This window comes from Methylobacterium litchii, from assembly GCF_038442315.1.
In the GTDB taxonomy this organism is placed as follows: Bacteria; Pseudomonadota; Alphaproteobacteria; order Rhizobiales; family Beijerinckiaceae; genus Methylobacterium; species Methylobacterium litchii.
This window is the reverse complement of record NZ_JBBXMY010000010.1, coordinates 35,468-56,164: the sequence shown is the minus strand read 5'-3', so window position 1 is coordinate 56,164 and position 20,697 is coordinate 35,468. Positions and strand designations below refer to the sequence as shown.

The following is a 20,697-nucleotide window of genomic DNA, read 5'->3' as shown; positions in this document are numbered from 1 at the left end:
CCGAGGAACAATTCGGCTCTCACTGCTTCCGCGATACTATGGGAGTGCTCGTTAAAAAATGCCTATAGCGCAAATCTAGTCGGAGTAATGGAAGTTTTTATACAATCTCTTTGAAGTATGGCCGTACCAGTAGGTCGACCGATGACTTTGGTTTTTGAATGCCAAATTCAGAGGGCCCCGGCGAGGGGCCCCCGCCCTCAATAGGTCGCGCGGCCGCCCGAGACGTCGAACACCGCCCCCGTGGAGAACGAGGCTTCCTCGCTCGCGAGCCAGCAGATCAGCGCGCAGACTTCGTCGATCCCGCCGAACCGGCCGAGTGGGATCTTCGAGAGCATGAAATCGATGTGCTCCTGCGTCATTTGGTCGAAGATCGCCGTGCGCACCGCCGCCGGAGTGACGCAGTTCACGCGGATCTCGGTCTTGGCGAGTTCCTTGCCGAGCGACTTGGTGAGGCCGATCACGGCCGCCTTCGAGGCCGAATAGGCGGAGGCGTTGGGGTTGCCCTCCTTGCCGGCGATGGAGGCAACGTTGACGATCCGCCCGTAGCCGTTCCGCTCCAGGGCGGGCACGGCCGCCTGATTGCAGTAGAACAGACCGTTCAGGTTCACGTCGATGACCCGGCGCCATGCCTCCGCCGGGTAATCCTTGACGGTGGTGTTCGGCCCGGTGATGCCGGCACTGCAGACCAGCACGTCGAGGCCGCCCAGCGCCGCGAGGCTCCCCGCCATGGCCCGCGCCACCGCGTCGGGATCGGCGATGTCGAGGGCCTGCACGTCGGCGGCCCCGGTCGCCTCCTTCGCCGTGGCCAGGGCCTCGGCGTTGAGGTCCCACAGGCTCACCTGCGCCCCCTCCGCATGCAGGCGCGCGGCGACGGCGAGGCCGATGCCGGAGGCGCCTCCGGTGACGACGGCCCGGCGGCCCTGGAAGCGGTTCGCGAAGGTCATGGTTCAGCCCTCCCGCCGCTGCCAGGCGAGCACGTCCTGGCGCTGCTGCCCGAGTTTCTCGATGCCGAGGGTCATCACGTCGCCGGGCTTCAGGAAGACCGGGTTGGGCTTGATGCCCATGCCGACGCCGGGGGGCGTGCCGGTGGTGATCACGTCGCCCGGCATCAGCGTCATGAAGCGGCTGACGTAGCTGACGATGTGCGCGCAGGTGAAGATCATCGTCCGGGTGTTCCCGGTCTGCATCCGCTGGCCGTTAAGGTCGAGCCAGATGTCGAGCGCCTGCGGGTCGCCCACCTCGTCGGCGGTGACGAGCCAGGGGCCGACCGGCCCGAACGTGTCGCAGCCCTTGCCCTTGTCCCAAGTACCGCCGCGCTCGATCTGATATTCGCGCTCGCTCACGTCGTTGACGAGGCAATAGCCGGCAACATGTTCCAGCGCCTCCGCCTCGGAGACGTAAGCCGCGCGCCGGCCGATGACGATGCCGAGTTCGACCTCCCAATCGCCCTTCACCGCATCCTTGGGCAGCATCACCGGGTCGTTCGGCCCGTTGAGGGACGAGATCGCCTTGGTGAAGATCACCGGCTCTGAGGGAATCGGCAGGTTCGATTCGGCGGCGTGGTCGGCGTAGTTCAGGCCGATGGCGATGAACTTGCCGATGCCCGCCACTGGCACGCCGAGGCGCGGCTCGCCCGCGACCACGGGAAGGCTCTCCGGCGCCAGGGCGGCGAGCTTGGCGAGCCCGTCCGGCCCGAGGCTGCGCCCGTCGATGTCGGCGACATGGCCCGAGAGGTCGCGGATGCGACCCTCGCCGTCGAGCAGGCCGGGCTTCTCCTGGCCCACCGGGCCGTAGCGCAGAAGCTTCATGGTGCGTCTCTCCCTCGCCCTTGCTAAATCCCATATTGTGGGATAGAGTTTTCCTATATGGGACGTTAACGGCGGGAGAGGAGCGGCGTCAATGTCCAAGCCCGTATCGGGCAGCCAGACCCTGCTGCGCGGGCTCGACGTGCTGGACGCGGTGGCGGCGGGGGCGAGCGACCTGCCGTCCCTGTCGGCGGCGCTCGGCACGACGCGCTCGACTACGCACCGTCTGGCGGCGGCCCTGGTGGAGCGGCGCTTCCTCACCTTCGTCCCGCGCGAGGGCTACCGGCTCGGGCCGAAGCTGATGGAGCTCGGCTTCCGCGCGCAGGCGACGATGGCGGTGGCGCAGGTGGCCCGGCCGCATCTGGAGCGCCTGTCGGAGACCTGCGAGGACACGATCCATCTCGGCGTCCTCGACGGCGAGTGGGCGCTCTACCTCGACAAGATCCCCGGGCGGCGGCGGGTCGAGATCAGCTCGCGGGTGGGCGAGCGCCAGCCGGTCTGGTCCACGGGGCTGGGGAAGGCGCTGATCCTCGACCTCGGCGAGGCGCGCTGGCGCGACTTCTACCGGGTCGGCGAGGCGCGCGGCGCGCATCCGCCGCGCGACCTCGAGACGTGGCTGACGCGGATGCGCGACTACGCGGAACGGGGCATCGCCTTCGACCACGAGGAGAACGAGCCGGAGGTGCGCTGCGTCGCGGCGCCGATCCGCGACGCCTCGGGCGCCATCGTCGCCGGGCTCAGCGTGTCGAGCACGGCGCAATACATGGATGCCGGGCGGATGGAGCACCTGACCGGCGAAGTGCGTGCCACCGCCCGGACGATCAGCCGGGCGCTCGGCTGGTCCGGGTAGGGATCTAGCGCCCGGCGGGCTCGTGGATCGGGCAGCCGTTGAAGCGCTCGCGGAACTGCGCGGAGTGCTTGTAGGGCGCGTTGCGGGCGCGGTTGATGTTGCCGAGGGGCCGGTGGGCGTCGAGCCCGGTCCAGATGCTGAAGCGCATCTCTTCGTCCACCGCCTGGACCCGCGCCGGGTCCCAGCTGTCCTGCGGGCCGACGGTGATCGTGGCGACCGTCTGGAACGGCGCCTCCTCCTCGTCCCACTGCACGGTCGGATCCTCGACCGGCTGGCGCTCCAGGTCGCGGCAGAGCTGCACGCGGAACTCCCAGACGCCCTGGATGCCGCGCATCTCGGATTGCACCGTCTCGCGGATGGCGTTCGGGCGGCCGGAGGCGTCGATCTCGGTGCCGGTGAGGGCGGTGAGCGCCGGGGCGACGGGGCGCACCGAGAACTTGGCGATGTAGTCGCCGTAGCGGAACGGCGTGACGCTGTAATAGGTCTCGCCGAGGGGATCGACGTTGGGCGCGCCGCCGAGGGAGGCCAAGGTCGTGCTTTCGACGCCCACCGCCTGCAGCGCCTTGTTGACCCCGCGCAGCACGGTGGAGCCGAACACCTTCAGGCCCTCGGCCCGGTCGGTGGTGGCGGCAAGCAGCTTCAGGCTGCCGAGGAACTTGTCGGCGCTCGGCGCCTGGAAGACCGGCCCGTTGACCATGATGAAGTTCTGCGTGGTCCCCTCCGCGTCCGGCAGGCGGGCGCCGGGCGCATCGAGCACCTTCAGGGCGAGGCCGCGCGGCAGGGAGACCGAATCCGGCAGGATGTCGCCCGCATTGGTGGACATCCGCAGGTAGACCCTGTGCTCGCCGGGGGTGGCGAACAGGCCCTGCGCGAGTTCCGGCGGCAGGCCGGCCTCGACGCGCATCGTCCCTTCAAGGATGCCGTGCGACTTGGCATGGACCGAGCGGACGGCATGGCCGGAATCGTCGGCGACCCGCTGGAGGATCGTGTCGAAGGTCTGGCACAGACCCTCGATGGTCTTGTCTTCGTCGGGCTTCACCGTCTCGACGTCCGGGCTATAGCGAACGGGTGCTTGCAAGGTGCGTCTCCAGCATATGCGCGGAGAGAGAACGACTTGAGGAACGGCCCCGTTCCGGGTTGTGCGGCATTCAATCGCCCGTGTGCTGTTTGCCGGGAACGGGGCCGCATCGGCGGGTTTATCGGCGAAAGCGACCCGTCCGTCCCCGTGAGGTCCCATGAGCTACCTGCGCTACGCACCCGACATCGAGACGCCCGCCCCGGACGAGCAAGACTCCATCGACGGCATCATCCAGGGGATGACGCAGCAATCGCAGGTCGTGGAAAAGCGCGAGCATCATGCGGTGCGGGCGAGCCACGCCAAGAGCACGGCCTGCGTCACGGGGGAGCTGATCGTTCCCGAGGGCCTGCCGGCCGAGCTGGCGCAGGGCCTGTTCGCCAAGCCCGGCCGGCATCCGGTGGCGGTGCGCTTCGCGCAGGGGCCGGGGGAAACCCTGGGCGACCGGGTCTCGACCCATCGCGGCCTGTCGCTCAAGGTGTTCGACGTGCCCGGCGAGAAGCTGCCGGGCCATGCCGCCGAGACGCAGGATTTCGTGCTGGCCACCGGCACGACCTTCCCCTCCGGCACGGCGGCGGGGTTCCTGCGCGACGGCACGGTGATCGGCAAGGCGACCGGCCTGCCCGAGGGGGTGAAGAGCGCGGTGGCCGCCACCGCCCGCAACCTCAACCGGGTGCTGCACGCCTTCGGCACGGAGAGCGCGCGGGCCGGCTTCTTCGGCTACCCGTTCAGCCACCCGATTGCCGACAGCTATTTCAGTCAGGCGCCGATGCGCTTCGGCGATTACGTCGCCAAGCTCGGGGTGGTGCCGGTGGGCGAGGCGCAGCGCGTCCTCTCGGACTGGCGCCTCGATCCGCACGCGGACGAGGACGGCTTCCGCCATGCCGCCACGGCGTTCTTCCGCGAGCACGAGGCGGTGTTCGAACTCAAGGCGCAGCTCTGGGCGGATGCGGAGCGCCAGCCCATCGAGGATTCCTCCGTCGACTGGCCGGTGGAGATCAGCCCGTACCGCACCGTCGCGACGATCCGCCTGCCGCGCCAGGACGCCTATTCCGCCGAGCGCGTCCGTTACTTCGATGAGGTGATGACCTTCCGGCCGGCACACAGCCTCGCCCTGCACCAACCCCTCGGGTCGATCATGCGGGCGCGGCTTCAGGTCTACCGGGCGCTCAGCGATTTCCGGCACCGGGAGAACGGCATCCAGGCCGAGGACACGGCCGCCATCGACCGCATCCCAGCCTGAGGCGCCTACCGGTAATCCGTGGGCACGAGGCCGTAGCGGGCGATCTTGTCGTAGAGCGTCTTGCGCGGGGCGCCCAGCGCCTCGGCGGCAAGGCGCACGTCGCCGCCCGCGACGATCAGCTCGTCGCGGATCAGGTCGCGCTCGAACCGCTCGACGCGCTCGGCCAGCGTCGGGGTCGGCGCGGCCTCGGCCGCCTTGTCCTCCGGCGCGAAGCCCAGCGCGCAGCGCTCCGCGAAATGCCCGAGCTCGCGCACGTTGCCGGGCCAGGGGTGGCGCTGGAGATGGTCGCGCACCGCCCGCGTCACCGGGGGCGGCTCGCGGCCGAAGCGGGTCGCGGCCTTCGCCAGGAAGTGCTGGAACAGCAGCATCACGTCTTCCCGCCGGTCGCGCAAAGGCGGGATGGCGATCGTGATGACGTTCAGCCGGTGGTAGAGGTCATCGCGAAACGTGCCCTGGGCGGCCTCCAGGCCGAGATCGACCTTGGTCGCGGCCACGACCCGCATGTCGATGGGGCGGATTTCGTTGGTGCCCAGCGGTTCCACCGTCCGCTCCTGCAGCACCCGCAGGAACTTCACCTGAAGCGGCAGCGGCATGCTCTCGATCTCGTCGAGGAACAGCGTGCCGCCCTGCGCGTGCTCGATCCGTCCGATCCGGCGCTTGAGGGCCCCGGTGAAGGCGCCGGCCTCGTGGCCGAAGAGTTCGCTCTCCACCACGCTGTCGGGTAGGGCGCCGCAATTCATGGCGACGAAGTTGCGCTCGGCCCGGCGGCTCCAGCGGTGCAGGGCGCTCGCCACCACCTCCTTGCCGGAGCCGGTCTCCCCCAGGACCAGCACGTCCACATCCGCCGCCGCCACGTCGCGCACGAGGCGGCGCAGGCGCACGATCTCCGGCGAGAGGCCGAGGAAGGCGGGGTCCTCGTCGAGGGCCGCGTCGAGGCTCGCCCGCAGGCGGCGGTTCTCCACTACGAGCCGCCGCCGTTCCAGCGCCCGGCGCACCGAGGCGACGAGGGCGTCGGCCGGGTAGGGCTTGGCGAGGAAATCCACCGCCCCGCCCCGCAGGGCCGCCACCGCCATGGAGATGTCGCCGTGGCCGGTGATGAGGATCACCGGCAGGTCGGGGTCGATCCGGTGCAGCCGTTCGAGGAGGGCGCGCCCGTCCGCCCCGGGCAGGCGCACATCGCTCACCACCACGCCCGGCGCCTCCGCGAGGATCGCGGCGAGCGCCGATTCGGCATCCCCGAAGGTCTCGACGGCGAACCCGTCGAGTTCCAGGCTCTGCCGGTTGGCGCGGCGCACATCCTCCTCGTCGTCGATGAAGACGACGCGCTCCGCTCCGTCCCCGCTCATGCGCTCGCCTCCGTTTCCTCGGCGCGGCTCTCGGCCGGCGCCGCGCGCACCAGTTCCACCCGGAACACCGTCCCGCCGCCGGGGGCGTCTCGCACGCTCAGCGCGCCGCCGCACTCCTCGACGATGCCGCGGCTGATGGCGAGGCCGAGCCCCAGCCCATCCGCCTTGGTGGTGAAGAACGGCTCGAAGATCTGCCCCCGCGCCGCCTCCGGGATGCCCGGCCCGTCGTCGCGGACCTCGATGCCGACGCGCTCGCCCTCCGCCGCGACCGACACCGCGACCCGCCGGGACGGCCGCGCCGCCACGGCGTCGAGGGCGTTCTGCAGGAGATTCACGAGCACCTGTTCCAAGCGGGATGCGTCTCCGATCACCGCGAGGTCGGGCACGGCCTCGACGGTGAGCGGCGTGCCGTCGGCCTCGGCCCGCGCCGCCGCCACCTCGAGGGCGCCGCGCAGGAGCGCGTCCACCGGCACCGGCTCGCGGCGGCCGGAGGCGCGGCGGGCGAAGCCCTTCAATTGGCGGGTCAGGCCGCCGATCCGGTCGGTGAGCCGCCCGATCGCCGCGACGTTCTCCACCGCGTCCTGCACGCGGCCGCGCTCCATCAGCTTGCCGGTGTTGTCGGCATAGGAGCGGATCGCGGCAAGCGGCTGGTTGATCTCGTGCGCCATGCTCGCGGCGAACTGGCCCAGCGCGGCGAGGCGCCCCGCCTGGGCGAGTTCGCGGCCCAGCCGCTCGCGCTCGGCCATCTCCTCGCGCAGGCGCCCGTTGGCGGCGCTGAGGGCGCGGGTCCGCTCGGCCACCCGCGCCTCCAACTCGGCCCCCCGCGCCGCCGCCTCGGCGAGGCGGGTGCGGGTGCGGGCGCGGCGGGCGAGCCAGACGGTGAGGCCGAACCCGGCGAGGCCCGTCGCCAGCACGGCGATCAGTTGCGCCTGCGCCCGTTCCCGCGCCACCGCCTTCGGGATCGGCGTGAGGCTGTGGATGCGCCAGGGCGTGTCGCCCACGGGGGCATCGCGCAGCAGGGCGAGCGCGGCGGGCTGCGCCCCCCGGCCGACCCGCACGAGGCCGTCCTGCGCCGGGAAGAGCGGCAGGAGGCTCAGCGGCGCGTCGCCGAAATCCTGCGCCGCGCGGATCTCGGCCTCCGCCTCGGCGTCGAGGGGGCGCAGGCTGCGCAGGCGCCAGGCCGTGTCGCTCGCCATCAGCACGATCCCGCGCGGATCGGTGACGAACACCGCCTCGGACGCCGCGCGCCACGCGGCCTCCACCCCGTCGAACTCGATCTTCACCACCACCACGCCGAGCCGGTCCCCGACGCGCCGCGAGAGGTAGAAGCCCGCCCGCCCGCTCACCGTGCCCAGCGCGAATTGCGAGCCGGAGCCGTGGGCCATGGCATCGCGGAAATACGGGCGGAACGCATAGTTGCGGCCCACGAAGCCCCGCTCCTCGGTGGCGTTGCTCGCCGCGACCGTCAGGCCATCGGGGCGGATCACGTAGATCACCGCCGCCCCCGTCGCCGCCGCGATGGTCGCGAGGCGGGCGCTCACCCGCTCCGCGACGCCGGGGGCCGCGCCCTCGCGCAGGGCGTCGGCAATCTCGGGATCGGAGGCAAGGGCGAGGGGCAGGGCGGTCTGGCGCTGCATCTCCGCGTGCAGCGCCCCGGATTGGAGCGTCAGCGTCGCGCGGGCCTGCCGGGCGAGGTCGGCGAGGGCCGAGCGCTCGGCCGCCCGGCCCGCGAGCCACGCCGCCAGGACCATCGCCACGAAGCCGAGGACGAGGGCGAGGACACGCCCCGTTCCGGTGTTCGGCGCGGCACTCACGGGAAAGTTCCCGGTGCGAAACCCCGGAAAGGTTTCGGGCCGCGCGTGCGGGATCCCGGAACGGGGGTTTCCGGCATCTCGGCCATTCGTCCAGAAAACGCTGCCATCACAATGGTTTACAAATTCCTTCTGCCCGTCCGGCGACTGGCACAGCGGTTGCCATTCCCCGGATGTAACGCAGTCCTGCCATCCACGCATGACTGCCGCCCCTGGGGCCAAAAGCAAGTGCGACGGACGCCGCGGCATTCGGCCGGGGCCCACCGGAGCGTCCCGATTCTCGTTCTGGAGGAAATGCCTCGATGGTTGCCGTCCCGTCCCCGCTCACCGCGCCGCATCCGCCGGCCAAGCCGAAACCGTTCTACCGCACGCTGTACTTCCAGGTGCTGGTGGCCGTCGCGCTCGGCATCCTCACCGGCCATTTCTACCCACAGCTCGGCGCGGACCTGAAGCCGCTCGGCGACGCCTTCATCAAGCTCGTGAAGATGATCATCGCCCCGGTGATCTTCCTCACCGTGGTCTCCGGCATCGCCGGCATGACGAATCTGGAGAAGGTCGGCCGGGTCGGCGGCAAGGCGCTGATCTACTTCATCACCTTCTCGACGCTCGCCCTCATCGTCGGCCTGATCGTCGCGAACGTGCTGCAGCCGGGCAACGGCCTGCACATCGATCCGAAGTCCCTCGATCCGAAGACGATCGCCACCTACGCCGGCAAGGCGAAGGAGCAGAGCATCGTCGAGTTCCTGATGAACATCATCCCCACGACGGCGGTCGGCGCCTTCGCGGGCGGCGAGATCCTTCAGGTGCTGTTCTTCTCGATCCTGTTCGGCTTCGGGCTGGCCTTCCTGGGCGAGCGCGGCAAGCCGGTGCTCGACATCATCAAGGTGCTGTCGGAAGCCATCTTCGGCGTCGTCAACATCATCATGAAGGTCGCTCCGCTGGGCGCCTTCGGCGCGATGGCCTTCACCATCGGCAAGTACGGCATCTCCTCGCTCGCCAACCTCGCCTACCTCGTCGGCGCCTTCTACCTCACCTCCGCGATCTTCGTGTTCCTCGTCCTCGGCGCGGTCGCCCGGTACAACGGCTTCTCGATCATCCGCCTCATCCGCTACATCAAGGAAGAGCTGCTCCTCGTCCTCGGCACGTCCTCGTCCGAGTCGGCGCTGCCCTCCCTGCTGGAGAAGATGGAGCGGGCCGGCTGCTCGAAGCCCGTCGTCGGCCTCGTGGTCCCGACTGGCTACTCGTTCAACCTCGACGGCACCAACATCTACATGACGATGGCCGCCCTGTTCATCGCCCAGGCGACGGACACCCCGCTGTCGCTGGGCGAGCAGGCGCTGCTCCTCCTCGTGGCGATGCTCTCCTCGAAGGGCGCGGCCGGCGTCACCGGCTCGGGCTTCATCACGCTCGCCGCGACGCTCGCGGTGGTGCCCTCGGTGCCGGTGGTCGGCATGGCGCTCATCCTCGGCATCGACCGATTCATGTCCGAGTGCCGCGCGCTGACGAACTTCATCGGCAACGCGGTCGCCTGCATCGTCGTCGCCCGCTGGGAGGGCGAGGTCGACGAGGCCAAGCTCGCCGCGACGCTGGGCAACAAGCCGGTTCCGGCCACCGCCTCGGTCATGCACGCGGCGGAGTAAACCCCACCCGCCAGGACCCGCGTGACCCGATCCGCCCCGGCCCCCGCCGGGGCGGATTTCGTTCGGGCTCAGGCCACGTCGATCAGGTTGATGAGGCCGAGGAGGCCCGGAATCGTCGCCATGGCGGCCTGCGCCTCGCTCTTCTGGGACGGCCCCGCCACCGTGCCGGTGAGCGTGATCCAGCCCTCCCGCGCCTTCACGCGGATCGCGTCCGGCGGCAGCGTCATGGTCCAGCGGAGGATCAGGTCGGCCCGGCGGGCGAGGTCTTCGTCGCGGGGGCGCTGCGCGGCCGGGAGGCGCACCGCCACCTGAACCACCACGCCGCGCACGCCGCAGACCCTGCGGGCGGCGGCCTCGGCGGCCTCCCGCGCGGCGTAGCGCGCCACGTGGCCGGTGAGGGTGACGATGCCGTCATCCACGGCGACGCCGACCTGGGGGGCGTCGATGCGCGGGTCGGACGCGAGCGCGTCGATCACCGCCTGCCTGACGGCGCGGTCGGTCATGGATCCACTCCCTGCGGGGCCAAAGCCCAGGCTTGCCCGGCTGCGGGAGGGAGCGCCTTGATCCAGCGCAAAACGCGCTGGCGATGTTCAGGAGACCAGCAGAGCCGCCGATTCCATCATCCGCCGCACCACCGCCTCGCGGCGGGCCTGGGCGAGGACGAGCCGGGCCGCCTTGCGCGCGTTCGCCGCCCGCTGCGCGGCGCCGGGGCAGCCGTCCCGCAGGGCGCGGACGGCCAGCTTGCGAAACCAGTTCGCGTTGGCGCGGGCGATCGCGCGGCGTTCGGCAAAGCCGTTCGCCCTGGACGGCGCTGCCTCAGCGAGGCTCGACATGACGGTGACTCCCCATACGCTTCCCGTGCGGTGCTTGCCTGCCGCCGTCCGACTCACGGGAATACGCTATACGAACCATCTACCCCATGATCTTGCGGATTCAAAGCAGCAAAATCGAACTCAGTAATCAGCATGTACGCATAGGTTCAGCATTGGGTTCCGTGAGCGCGCACGGCCACGACTTGGTTGACGGGCATGGTGAACGAGACTTCACCGGATTAACGCCGAAACGGCGGTATTCATCCCTGCGGCATAAGGTTTCTGCCCCGTCCCCGCCTTGCGGGAACCTCGGAATCACTTGCGTCACGCTGAGGTATGACGGGGCTTCGGCCGAAGGAGAGGGCGCGGCAAACCCCGGCCTCACCTCTGCGTTGTCGAGCGTGAGCGTGTCCGATAGCCTCGCCGGTCCCATCAGAAGGAGAACGCCATGCACGTCACCATCGACCAGGCCCTCACGGCCATCCGGGCCGCCGAGGCGAAGGCGAAGGACCTCGGGACGCAGATGTGCATCGCTGTGGTGGATTCGGGCGGCAACCTGAAGGCCTTCCACCGGATGGACGATGCCTGGGTCGGCTCCATCGACATCGCGCAGAAGAAGGCCAAGACCTCGGTCTTCTTCGGCATGATGACCGGCCAGATCGGACAGCTCTCGCAGCCCGGCGGCCCGCTCTACGGCATCGAGCATTCGAACGACGGGCTCATCACCTTCCCCGGCGGTATCCCGATCGTCGATTCGGAGGGCGTGATGTCCGGGGCGATCGGCGTCAGCGGCTCGACCGTCGAGAACGACCACGCCGTCGCGGAGGCCGGCGCCCGCTCCATCGGGCAGACCGAACTGCCGGCCCATCCCTGGCGCACCTGACCGGGATTCGGTCCCCCCTCCTCGTGATCCTGGGGGAGGGGGGCGCCGTCCTCGAAAAGCCTTACCGCGCGGGCCTGATGCGCGGCAGGAACGCCGCCAGCAGGCCGATGGCCGGCAGGAAGGCGCAGAGGCGATAGACGAAATCGATGCTCGTGTGGTCGGCGACCTCGCCCAGCACCGCCGCCCCGAGCCCGCCCATCCCGAAGGACAGGCCAAAGAACAGGCCGCCCACCAGCCCGACGCGGCCGGGCAGCAATTCCTGCGCGTAGACGAGGATCGCGGGCATGGCCGAGGCCAGGATCATCCCGATCGGCACCGTCAGGGCCACGGTCGCCCAGAACCCGGCATAGGGCAGGGCCAGGGTGAAGGGCAGGACGCCGAGGATCGAGCCCCAGATCACCGCCTTGCGGCCGATCCGGTCGCCCACCGGGCCACCGACCAGGGTGCCCGTCGCCACCGAGCCGAGGAACACGAACAGGCAGAGCTGCGAGGTCTGCACCGAGACGTGGAAGCGGTCGATTAGGTAGAACGTGTAGTACGAGTTGAAGCTCGCCATGTAGAAGAATTTGGAGAAGATCAGCACGATCAGGATCCCGATCGTCCCGACGATCTTGCCCCGGCCGAGGGTCTGCAGGGCCGCGCCGGCCTTGGCGCCGCGCTTGCCCGCCGCGAGCCGCGCCCGGTACCAGCGCCCGACCCAGGCCAGCACGCCGATGCCGGCCAGGGCCGCGAGGGAAAACCAGATCACGCTGTGCTGGCCGTTCGGCACCACGATGAAGGCGGCGAGCAGCGGCCCGAGGGCCTGCCCCGTGTTGCCGCCGACCTGGAACACCGATTGCGCCAGCCCGTAGCGCCCGCCGGAGGCCGCCCGCGCCATGCGCGAGGATTCGGGGTGGAACACCGACGAGCCCATGCCGACGAGCCCGGCGGCGACCAGCAGCGCGCCGTAGGACCACGCGCTCGCGAGCAGCACGATACCCAGCAGCGAGCAGGCCATCCCCACCGTGAGGGAGAACGGGCTCGGGCGCTTGTCGGTGTAGTAGCCGACCACCGGCTGGAGCAGCGACGAGGTCAGCTGGAAGGTGAGGGTGATGAGCCCGATCTGCCCGAAATCCAGCGCGAAGCTGTTTTTCAGGAGCGGGTACATCGCCGGCACGAGGGATTGAATCAGGTCGTTCAGCAGGTGCGAGAGGCTGAGCGCGGCGAGGATGCCGTAGGTCGTCGTCTCGGCGCGGACCGGGCTTGGCGGCGACACCGCCGGCGAGGCTCCGTCGATCGCCGCCACCGGCCCCGCAGCCGCCAGCGCGTCCTCGACCCTGTGCGCGTCCATCTCGCGAACGTCCTTCTTGCGTCCAACCCCCGTGCGCGCGGTTTATGCGCCGGTTGTTTCCGCCCCGATACACCCGACGGCGCAGGGCGGGTTTGCTCTCCATTCCTGTTGCGGCGCACACAATCCTTGCCGCACCGCCGTTCAAATTTTTCAAAGCGGACACCAAATATTTTGCCGCTCTACAATCGAACATCTGCCGCACTGGCATATTGTATCGTTTATTTACTGCTTTAGAACCTTGGCCCTTAGCATTCAGGTTGCATAGGAGCCTGCCTTACATGGCCATGCCCGCCGCAGATCCAGCGCAGGGTTCTTCTGCCCTCGCCCCCGCCGGGGTGCGCGCGCCCGCCCTCGGGCGCTGGGGCCAGCTCGCCCTCGGCGTCCTGTGCATGTCGATGATCGCGAACATGCAGTACGGCTGGACGCTGTTCGTGAACCCGATCAACGACAAGTACCAGTGGGGCAAGGCGGCGATCCAGGTCGCGTTCACGGTCTTCGTCGTCACCGAGACCTGGCTGGTGCCGATCGAAGGCTGGTTCGTGGATCGCTACGGCCCGCGGATCGTGACGCTGATCGGCGGCGCCTTCTGCGCCATCGGCTGGACGATGAACGCCTATGCCGATTCCCTCGCGATGCTCTACGCCGCGGCGGCGGTGGGCGGCATCGGCGCGGGCGCGGTCTACGGCACCTGCGTCGGCAATGCCCTCAAGTGGTTCCCCGACCGGCGCGGGCTGGCCGCCGGCCTCACCGCCGCCGGGTTCGGCGCGGGCTCGGCGCTGACCGTCGTGCCGATCGCGGCGATGATCCGCGACAGCGGCTACGAGCACACCTTCCTCGTCTTCGGCCTCGGCCAGGGCATCGTGGTGATGATCGCCGCGCAGCTCCTCGCCGCCCCCGATGCGGGCTACAAGGACCGGATGCTCGCCGGGCGCACCGTCGCCAACGCCGTCACGCGGCGGCAGTACAGCCCGTCCGAGATGGTGCGCACGCCGGTCTTCTGGCTGATGTACCTGATGTTCGTGCTGATGGCCGCCGGCGGCCTGATGGCGACCGCCTCCCTCGCCCCCATCGCCAAGGACTTCCAGGTCGATGGCGTGCCGGTCTCGATCCTCGGCCTGACCCTGCCGGCCCTGACCTTCGCGCTCACCATCGACCGGATCCTGAACGGCGTCACGCGGCCGTTCTTCGGCTGGGTCTCGGACCGGATCGGGCGCGAGAACACGATGGTCATCGCCTTCGCCATCGAGGGCGTGGGCATCCTGGCCTTGGGCATGCTGGCGCACCACCCCCTCGCGTTCGTGCTGCTCACCGGCCTCGTGTTCTTCGCCTGGGGCGAGATCTACTCGCTGTTCCCCTCGACCTGCGCGGACACCTACGGCGACCGGCAGGCCACGGCCAATGCGGGCCTGCTCTACACCGCCAAGGGCACGGCCTCCCTGCTGCTGCCCGCCTTCCTGCTGATCCAGACGCAGACCGGCAGCTGGCAGATGGTGTTCTACGTCGCCTCGGGCATGGCGTTCTTCGCGGCGTTCCTCGCGATGTTCGTCCTGAAGCCCATGCGGGCGCGGTTCGTGGCCCGGAGCCATTGAGGACGAGAGCGCCGTCCCCCCTGGCAAGCGGGGCGGCGCTCCCCTACCGTACCCTCTAAACCTCCCGTAGAAATCCACGAGTGCTGAGCGAAGAGTCATGAGCATCGCGATCGTCGGCGCCGGGGCCATCGGCGGCTATCTCGGCGTCAAGCTGGCGGAAGCCGGCGAGGACGTCACCTTCATCGCCCGCTCGAATGCGGAGGCCATCGCCCGCGACGGCCTCAAGCTCATCGAGGAGGACGGGAGCGAGGTTCACGCCCGCAACGTGAAGGCCACCCGCTCGATGCAGGAGGCCGGGCCGCACGACCTCGTGCTGCTCACGGTGAAGGCGCATCAGGTCGGCCCCATCGCCGCCGACCTCAAGCACCTGATCGGCCCCGAGACCAGCGTCGTGACGATGCAGAACGGGATCCCGTGGTGGTACTTCACCGGGGGCCATGGCGGACAATACGAAGGCACGCAGCTGGAGACCGCCGATCCCGGCGGGCTGATCGCGCAGCATCTCGACCCCCGCCGGGTCATCGGCTCGGTGGTCTACCCGGCGGCGGTCCTCACCGATCCCGGCACGGTGAAGGTGATCGAGGGCAACCGCTTCGGCCTCGGCGAGCTCGACGGCTCCAAGTCCGAGCGCGTGCTCGACATCTCGCAGCGCCTCACCAAGGCCGGGTTCAAGGCCCCCGTGACCGGCGACATCCGGGCCGAGATCTGGCTGAAGCTCTGGGGCAACCTCAGCTTCAACCCGATTTCCGCGCTGACCCACGCAACCCTCGAGGACATCTGCCGCTTCCCCGACACGCGGGCGCTCGCCACGGCGATGATGAAGGAGGCCGAGCAGATCGCGAACACGCTCGGCATCACCTTCCGGGTCGGGATCGACCGCCGGATCGCCGGGGCCGAGAAGGTCGGCGCGCACAAGACCTCGATGCTGCAGGACGTGGAGGCCGGTCGCCCGATCGAACTCGAAGCCCTGGTCGGCTCGGTGATCGAACTCGGCCGCCTCGTCGGGGTGGCGACGCCCCATATCGACAGCGTCTACGCGCTGATGCGCCTTCTGGCGCAGAGCCTGGAGCGGGCGAACGGTCGCCTCTCCATCGTCTCTGCCTGATTATCCGAGGATTCCGACGTGTCCGCTTCCGCAACCACCCTTCGTGATCTCATCGGCGCGGGCGCGGACGAGGCGCCCGCCCTCACGAGCCCCGGCGGCGTGCCGCTGACCTTCGGGCATCTGCGCGCCCTGACCGACCGCACCGTCGCCGACCTCAACGCCCGGGGCATCGGCCGGGGCGAGCGCGTCGCCATCGTGCTGCCGAACGGGCCGGAGATGGCCGCCGCCTTCATCGCGGTGGCGGCGGGCACTACCTCGGCCCCGTTGAACCCGGCCTACAAGGCGGACGAGTTCGAGTTCTACCTCACCGACCTGCGCGCCAAGCTGCTGGTCGTGGCCGAGGGCAGCGAGTCTCCGGCCGTCGCCGTCGCGGAAAAGCTCGGCATGGGCGTGGCCCGGCTGAAGCCCACCCCCGAGCAGGGCGCGGGCAGCTTCACCCTGTCCTTCTCCGGGGAGGCCGGGGCGCCCCCCGCCCAGGGCGGCCTTGCCGAGGAGGGCGACATCGCCCTCGTGCTGCACACCTCCGGCACCACCTCGCGCCCGAAGATCGTGCCCCTCAGCCAGGGCAACGTCTGCGCCTCGGCCCGGCACATCCGCACGAGCCTCGCCTTCACGGCGGAGGATCGCGGCCTCAACATCATGCCCCTGTTCCACATCCACGGGCTGATCGCGGGCACCCTGGCGCCGCTCTCGGCCGGCGGGCAGATCTGCTGCACGCCCGGCTTCAACGCCCTGAAGTTTTTCTCCTGGATGGAGGAGGCCAAGCCCACTTGGTACACGGGCGTGCCGACGATGCACCAGGCGATCCTCGGCCGCGCGGGGCGCAACCGCGAGATCATCTCCGCGACGCCCCTGCGCTTCATCCGCTCCTCGTCCGCCTCGCTGCCGCCGCAGGTGCTGCGCGAGTTGGAGGAGACCTTCGGCGCCCCGGTGATCGAAGCCTACGGCATGACCGAGGCCGCCCACCAGATGGCCTCGAACCCCCTGCCGCCGCGGAAGAACCGCCCCGGCGCGGTCGGCCTCGCGGCGGGCCCGGAAATCGCGGTGGTGGGCCTGGACGGCGAGCCCCTGCCGTCCGGCGAGACCGGCGAGATCGTCATCCGCGGCCCCAACGTGATGGCGGGCTACGAGAACAACGACAAGGCCAATGCCGAGGCCTTCACCCGCCAGGGCTGGTTCCGCACCGGCGACCAGGGCACCCTCTCGGAGGACGGCTTCCTGACGATCACCGGCCGCCTCAAGGAGATCATCAACCGGGGCGGCGAGAAGATCAGCCCCCGTGAGGTCGATGAGATCCTCCTCGACCACCCGGCCGTGCTGCAATGCGTGACCTTCGCCCTGCCGCACGACAAGCTCGGAGAGGAGGTGGCCGCCGCCATCGTCCTGCGCGAGGGCATCTCCGCCGAGGAGAAGGAGATCCGAGGCTTCGCCTCCGAGCGGCTGGCGCCGTTCAAGGTGCCGGCGAAGATCGTCATCCTGCCGGAAATCCCGCGCGGCGCCACCGGCAAGCTCCAGCGGATCGGCCTCGCCCAGAAGCTCGGCCTCGCCTGACTTTTGCGTGACACCGGGGAGCGCGTAAGAAACAATTATGAGTTGCGCCTGACCCATCGGTGGCCCGGCACGCTATGACGGTCGGCCTCCGGTGTGGTGAGATCGAAGCCCTTGGACCGAGCGGTATCCGTCCCGCCTTTCGCCCTGAGTGAAGGCGTTGCGCTCCTCGATTCCGCCTGTGTCGTCGCCAGGGCGATGCTCGGCGCGCCGGCCTGTTTCGCCGTCCTCGACGGGGCGGAGGGGCTTCGGATCGCCGGGCTCAGCGGGCTCGATCGCGCCCGCGCCGAGGCGATCCTCGCCGGCAGGGCGTTCCGCGACGGACTCGGGCTCGGGCGCGGCGCGGAACCCATGATCCTGCGCGAGTGGGCGGAGGAGGTCGGCTTCTGCGCCTGCCTGCCCCTGCGTGCCGCCGATGGCGGCTGGGCCGGCGCCCTGTGCGTGATCGACGAAGCCGGCCGCGCCGACCCCGACGCGGCGACGTGGGCGCGCCTCGCGGAGGCCGCGCGGCTCGCGGCGGGGGCGTTGCGCGCGGAGGTGGCCGAGCGGCACCTCGCCTGCAGCGAAAGCCGCCACGCCCAGGCCCAGGCGGCCCGGCGGGTCGCGGAGCAGACCGCCTCGTGCGGGCATTGGCGGCTCGACGTGGCCACGCGCAAGCTGGCGTGGTCGGCGGGCATCGCGGCGATCTTCGGCCGCAACACCCTCCTCGAACAGGTCCCTCTCGAGACCCATTGCAGCTACTACCACCCGGACGACCGGGGGGAGGTGGAGCGCCGCATCCTGAACGCCCTCGACGGGCGCGGGCGCCTGCCGCGCGGGGGCTACGAGCACCGGTCGCGCATCGTGCGGCCCAACGGCGAGATCCGCCATGTCAGCGTGCGCGGCATCGACGAGCGCGATCCGGCGGGACGGCTCGTCGCCATCCACGGCATCTGCCTCGACGTCACCGAGTTCACCCAGACGGTACAGGCGGCGGAGGAGGCGGGGGCGCTGCTGCGCGCCACCCTCGACGCCCTCGACCTCGGCATCGTCGTCACCGACCGCCACGAGAAGGTCCGCGCCGTCAATTGCCGCGCGGCGGGCCTGCTCGGAGTGCCCGAGGACGCGCTCCGTCTTGGCGAGGCCTTCCTGCCCCCCGTCGGCGCGGCGGCGCTGATCCGCCGAAGCGTCCTCGCCGGGGGCGGGGCGGTGCATGTCGTGGCGGAGGCGGGTGCGCTGCCCCCGGCCGAGGGCCGCTACCGGCTCATCACCGAGCATTCCAGCGACATCATCGTCTTCAGCGACCTCGACACGACCCGGCGCTACGTCTCGCACGCGGTGACGCCGATCCTCGGCTACGACCCGGCGGAACTCGTCGGCACGCGTCCGCGCGACTTCGTCCACCCGGAGGACATGCCGGCCTTCACCCGCTCCCTCGACGCGGTGCTGAGCGGGCTTCAGGACACCGCGCTCACGGCGGCGCGCTACCGCCACCGGGACGGGCATTGGGTGTGGCTCGAACTGGCCTTCGCCCTGGTCCACGATGCCGAGAGCGGCGCGCCGGAGGGCTTCGTCTCGACCCTGCGCGACATCAGCGCCCGCATGGCGGCGGAGGCCGAGGCGCGCACCGGCGAGGCGCGGAACTGGGCGGCGGCCGAGGAGCGGCTGCGGGTCATGCAGGCGCACACGGACTTCACCACGGCAGCGAGCGCGGCGATCCTCGCGCAGCTGGCGGAGGGGGTGATCGTCACCGACGCGACCGGGCGGATCACCCTGGTCAACGTGGCGGCGGCGGCGATCCACGGGGTCTCGCGCCTCGACGTCGAGCCCGACGCCTACAGCGAGACCTACCACCTCTTCACCGAGGACGGCGAACCCTACCCGCCCCACGACCTGCCCCTGGCGCGGGCCGTGCGGGGCGAGACCGTGCGGGAGGCCCGCTGGCGCATCAGGCGGCCGGACGGCGCGGAGGTGATCGCGGTGGGCAGCGCGCAGCCCCTGCGCGGCCACGACGACGGCGCCATCGGCGCGGTGCTGACCCTGCGCGACGACACCGCGCGCCTGGCCGCCGAGGGGGCGCTGCGCACGCTCAACGCCACCCTGGCCGAGCGCGTCGCGGAGCGCACCCGCGAGGCCGAGGCGGCGCGGGAACTGGCGGAGGCGGGCAGCCGCGCCAAGTCGGAATTCCTGGCCTCCATGAGCCACGAGATCCGCACGCCCCTCAACGGCATCATCGGCTATGCCGACCTGCTCCTGGACGAGGGCGGCATCGGCCTGCGCATCCGCCAGTACGGCGAGCGCATCCGCTCGGCGGGGGCGGCCCTGCTCACCGTCGTCAACGACGTGCTCGACGTGTCGAAGATCGAGGCCGGGCAGGTCGAGATCGCCCGGCGGCCCTTCGCCTTCGCCACCCTCGTGGACAACGCCCTCTCGATCGTGCGCGGCCTCGCCGAGGCGAAGGGCCTCGCCATGGGCGTCTCCCTCGATCCCGCCCTGCCCGCATGGTTCAGCGGCGACGAGGACCGGCTGCGGCAGGTGCTGCTCAACCTCCTCAACAACGCCATCAAGTTCACGCGCTCGGGCCGGGTGGACCTGACCGTCGCGGTGACGGGCACGCGCGGCGATATCGTGGACCTCGACATCCGGGTCAGCGACACCGGCATCGGCATTCCCGCCGACAAGCAGGATCGGCTGTTCCGGCGCTTCAGCCAGGTGGACGGCTCCTACCGCCGGGCCCATGACGGCGCCGGGCTCGGCCTGTCGATCTGCAAGAGCCTCGTGGAGCTGATGGGCGGCGCGGTGCGCGTCGTCAGCGTGGAAGGGGAGGGCTCGACCTTCTCCTTCACGGTCGGCCTGCCCCGCGCCACCGCCCCGGCGGCCGCCGCGCGGTGCCCCGGCGACCGGCGGGCGCGCACGCCCCGCCGCCTGCTGCTCGCCGAGGACGTCCCCCTCAACCAGGACCTCGCCCGCGCGATCCTGGAGGCCGAGGGCCACACGGTCGAGGTCGTGCCGGACGGCGCGGCGGCGGTCCGGGCGGTCGAGGCCGGCGATTACGACGTGGTGCTCATGGACGTGCAGATGCCGGTGATGGACGGCGTGAGCGCGACGAAGCTGATCCGCGCCCTCGCGGGGCCGAAGGCCGCCGTGCCGATCATCGCCCTCACCGCCAACGTCCTGCCCCAGCAGATCGCCGAGTTCCGCGAGGCCGGGATGGGCGGGCATGTCGGCAAGCCCTTTGTGCGCGCCGACCTGCTCGACGCCATCGACCGCTGCGCGGACAAGGCCAAGGCCGGCGTGCCGGACCGTCCCGTGCCGGAGCCCGCCGCCCTCGATGCCATCGCCGCCGTGGTCGGGCAGGATCGCGTCCACGGGCTGCTCGTGGCGCTGGCCGCCGAACTCGACTCGCGCTTCGGCGCGGGCGTCGGCCCGCAGCCGCGCGACGGCGTCGCCCAGAACGCCCATGCCATGATCGCCGCCGCCGCGATGCTCGGCTTCACCGACCTCGCCCGCCTGTGCCGGGATGTCGAGACGGCCTGCCGCGAGGGGCTCGATTACGACCCGGTGCTCGCCGACCTCCGGCGCTACAGTGCGGCGGTCGTCACCGAGATCGGCCTCATGCGCGCGGCGTGAGGCGGCTTGCCTTGCGCTCGCCCGCGCCTGCGGCTTAGGTCGCGGTTCGGG

At 70.6% G+C, this 20,697-nt stretch carries 16 protein-coding genes; 8 read left to right on the top strand and 8 right to left on the bottom strand.

Annotated features, from left to right (window positions below):
• Positions 1 to 197 precede the first annotated feature (197 nt).
• Complete coding sequence (locus AAHF99_RS17920) at positions 198 to 944, bottom strand: SDR family NAD(P)-dependent oxidoreductase (RefSeq protein ID WP_342165867.1); 747 nt, start codon at positions 942 to 944, stop codon at positions 198 to 200.
• A gap of 3 nt (positions 945 to 947) precedes the next feature.
• Complete coding sequence (locus tag AAHF99_RS17915; protein ID WP_342165866.1) at positions 948 to 1,808, bottom strand: fumarylacetoacetate hydrolase family protein; 861 nt, start codon at positions 1,806 to 1,808, stop codon at positions 948 to 950.
• Positions 1,809 to 1,899: 91 nt separating this feature from the next.
• Between AAHF99_RS17915 and AAHF99_RS17910 the strand changes: the two genes are divergently transcribed.
• A complete protein-coding gene (locus AAHF99_RS17910; protein ID WP_342165865.1) occupies positions 1,900 to 2,655 on the top strand; it encodes an IclR family transcriptional regulator in 756 nt (251 codons plus the stop codon).
• A gap of 4 nt (positions 2,656 to 2,659) precedes the next feature.
• Here AAHF99_RS17910 and AAHF99_RS17905 read toward each other — a convergent pair whose 3' ends face one another.
• Positions 2,660 to 3,733, bottom strand: a complete 1,074-nt coding sequence (locus AAHF99_RS17905; RefSeq protein ID WP_342165864.1) for a catalase family protein — start codon at positions 3,731 to 3,733, stop codon at positions 2,660 to 2,662.
• A gap of 157 nt (positions 3,734 to 3,890) precedes the next feature.
• Between AAHF99_RS17905 and AAHF99_RS17900 the strand changes: the two genes are divergently transcribed.
• Positions 3,891 to 4,973 carry a catalase family protein gene (locus AAHF99_RS17900; RefSeq protein ID WP_342165863.1) on the top strand — a complete coding sequence of 361 codons (1,083 nt, stop codon included), beginning with the start codon at positions 3,891 to 3,893 and terminating at the stop codon, positions 4,971 to 4,973.
• A 5-nt stretch (positions 4,974 to 4,978) separates the two neighbouring features.
• Here AAHF99_RS17900 and AAHF99_RS17895 read toward each other — a convergent pair whose 3' ends face one another.
• Entirely contained in the window at positions 4,979 to 6,319 is a 1,341-nt protein-coding gene (locus AAHF99_RS17895; RefSeq protein ID WP_342165862.1) for a sigma-54-dependent transcriptional regulator, read from the bottom strand.
• Positions 6,316 to 8,133, bottom strand: a complete 1,818-nt coding sequence (locus tag AAHF99_RS17890) for a sensor histidine kinase (protein ID WP_342165861.1) — start codon at positions 8,131 to 8,133, stop codon at positions 6,316 to 6,318. Before AAHF99_RS17890 ends, AAHF99_RS17895 begins: the two co-directional genes overlap by 4 nt.
• A 299-nt stretch (positions 8,134 to 8,432) precedes the next feature.
• Here AAHF99_RS17890 and AAHF99_RS17885 point away from each other — a divergent pair, with 299 nt between their 5' ends.
• A complete protein-coding gene (locus AAHF99_RS17885; RefSeq protein ID WP_342165860.1) occupies positions 8,433 to 9,770 on the top strand; it encodes a dicarboxylate/amino acid:cation symporter in 1,338 nt (445 codons plus the stop codon).
• A gap of 68 nt (positions 9,771 to 9,838) precedes the next feature.
• Here AAHF99_RS17885 and AAHF99_RS17880 read toward each other — a convergent pair whose 3' ends face one another.
• Positions 9,839 to 10,273 carry a BON domain-containing protein gene (locus AAHF99_RS17880; protein WP_342165859.1) on the bottom strand — a complete coding sequence of 145 codons (435 nt, stop codon included), beginning with the start codon at positions 10,271 to 10,273 and terminating at the stop codon, positions 9,839 to 9,841.
• Positions 10,274 to 10,360: 87 nt separating this feature from the next.
• Complete coding sequence (locus AAHF99_RS17875) at positions 10,361 to 10,603, bottom strand: hypothetical protein (RefSeq protein ID WP_243956666.1); 243 nt, start codon at positions 10,601 to 10,603, stop codon at positions 10,361 to 10,363.
• Between the two features lie 427 nt (positions 10,604 to 11,030).
• Between AAHF99_RS17875 and AAHF99_RS17870 the strand changes: the two genes are divergently transcribed.
• Positions 11,031 to 11,465, top strand: a complete 435-nt coding sequence (locus tag AAHF99_RS17870; protein WP_243956668.1) for a GlcG/HbpS family heme-binding protein — start codon at positions 11,031 to 11,033, stop codon at positions 11,463 to 11,465.
• A gap of 61 nt (positions 11,466 to 11,526) precedes the next feature.
• Here AAHF99_RS17870 and AAHF99_RS17865 read toward each other — a convergent pair whose 3' ends face one another.
• A complete protein-coding gene (locus AAHF99_RS17865; protein WP_342165858.1) occupies positions 11,527 to 12,795 on the bottom strand; it encodes an MFS transporter in 1,269 nt (422 codons plus the stop codon).
• A 278-nt stretch (positions 12,796 to 13,073) separates the two neighbouring features.
• Between AAHF99_RS17865 and oxlT the strand changes: the two genes are divergently transcribed.
• From oxlT to AAHF99_RS17845, 4 genes are all read left to right on the top strand, one after another.
• Positions 13,074 to 14,384: an oxalate/formate MFS antiporter gene (oxlT, locus tag AAHF99_RS17860; RefSeq protein WP_342165857.1), complete on the top strand. Its 1,311-nt coding sequence runs from the start codon at positions 13,074 to 13,076 to the stop codon at positions 14,382 to 14,384.
• Positions 14,385 to 14,481: 97 nt separating this feature from the next.
• Positions 14,482 to 15,489, top strand: a complete 1,008-nt coding sequence (locus AAHF99_RS17855; protein ID WP_342165856.1) for a 2-dehydropantoate 2-reductase — start codon at positions 14,482 to 14,484, stop codon at positions 15,487 to 15,489.
• 18 nt (positions 15,490 to 15,507) lie between these two features.
• Positions 15,508 to 17,040, top strand: coding sequence for an acyl--CoA ligase (locus AAHF99_RS17850; RefSeq protein ID WP_342165855.1), 1,533 nt, complete (start codon positions 15,508 to 15,510; stop codon positions 17,038 to 17,040).
• 111 nt (positions 17,041 to 17,151) lie between these two features.
• Positions 17,152 to 20,646 (top strand): PAS domain-containing hybrid sensor histidine kinase/response regulator, encoded by a 3,495-nt coding sequence (locus tag AAHF99_RS17845; RefSeq protein WP_342165854.1) that lies wholly within the window; start codon positions 17,152 to 17,154, stop codon positions 20,644 to 20,646.
• Positions 20,647 to 20,697 lie beyond the last annotated feature (51 nt).

What these genes read in the sequence shown, in the direction of transcription:
- AAHF99_RS17920 (WP_342165867.1), bottom strand. Translation starts at nt 944, where the DNA reads ATGACCTTCGCGAACCGCTTCCAGGGCCGCCGGGCCGTCGTCACCGGA.
- AAHF99_RS17915 (WP_342165866.1), bottom strand. Translation starts at nt 1,808, where the DNA reads ATGAAGCTTCTGCGCTACGGCCCGGTGGGCCAGGAGAAGCCCGGCCTG.
- AAHF99_RS17910 (WP_342165865.1), top strand. Translation starts at nt 1,900, where the DNA reads ATGTCCAAGCCCGTATCGGGCAGCCAGACCCTGCTGCGCGGGCTCGAC.
- AAHF99_RS17900 (WP_342165863.1), top strand. Translation starts at nt 3,891, where the DNA reads ATGAGCTACCTGCGCTACGCACCCGACATCGAGACGCCCGCCCCGGAC.
- AAHF99_RS17895 (WP_342165862.1), bottom strand. Translation starts at nt 6,319, where the DNA reads ATGAGCGGGGACGGAGCGGAGCGCGTCGTCTTCATCGACGACGAGGAG.
- AAHF99_RS17885 (WP_342165860.1), top strand. Translation starts at nt 8,433, where the DNA reads ATGGTTGCCGTCCCGTCCCCGCTCACCGCGCCGCATCCGCCGGCCAAG.
- AAHF99_RS17880 (WP_342165859.1), bottom strand. Translation starts at nt 10,273, where the DNA reads ATGACCGACCGCGCCGTCAGGCAGGCGGTGATCGACGCGCTCGCGTCC.
- AAHF99_RS17875 (WP_243956666.1), bottom strand. Translation starts at nt 10,603, where the DNA reads ATGTCGAGCCTCGCTGAGGCAGCGCCGTCCAGGGCGAACGGCTTTGCC.
- AAHF99_RS17870 (WP_243956668.1), top strand. Translation starts at nt 11,031, where the DNA reads ATGCACGTCACCATCGACCAGGCCCTCACGGCCATCCGGGCCGCCGAG.
- AAHF99_RS17865 (WP_342165858.1), bottom strand. Translation starts at nt 12,795, where the DNA reads ATGGACGCGCACAGGGTCGAGGACGCGCTGGCGGCTGCGGGGCCGGTG.
- oxlT (WP_342165857.1), top strand. Translation starts at nt 13,074, where the DNA reads ATGGCCATGCCCGCCGCAGATCCAGCGCAGGGTTCTTCTGCCCTCGCC.
- AAHF99_RS17855 (WP_342165856.1), top strand. Translation starts at nt 14,482, where the DNA reads ATGAGCATCGCGATCGTCGGCGCCGGGGCCATCGGCGGCTATCTCGGC.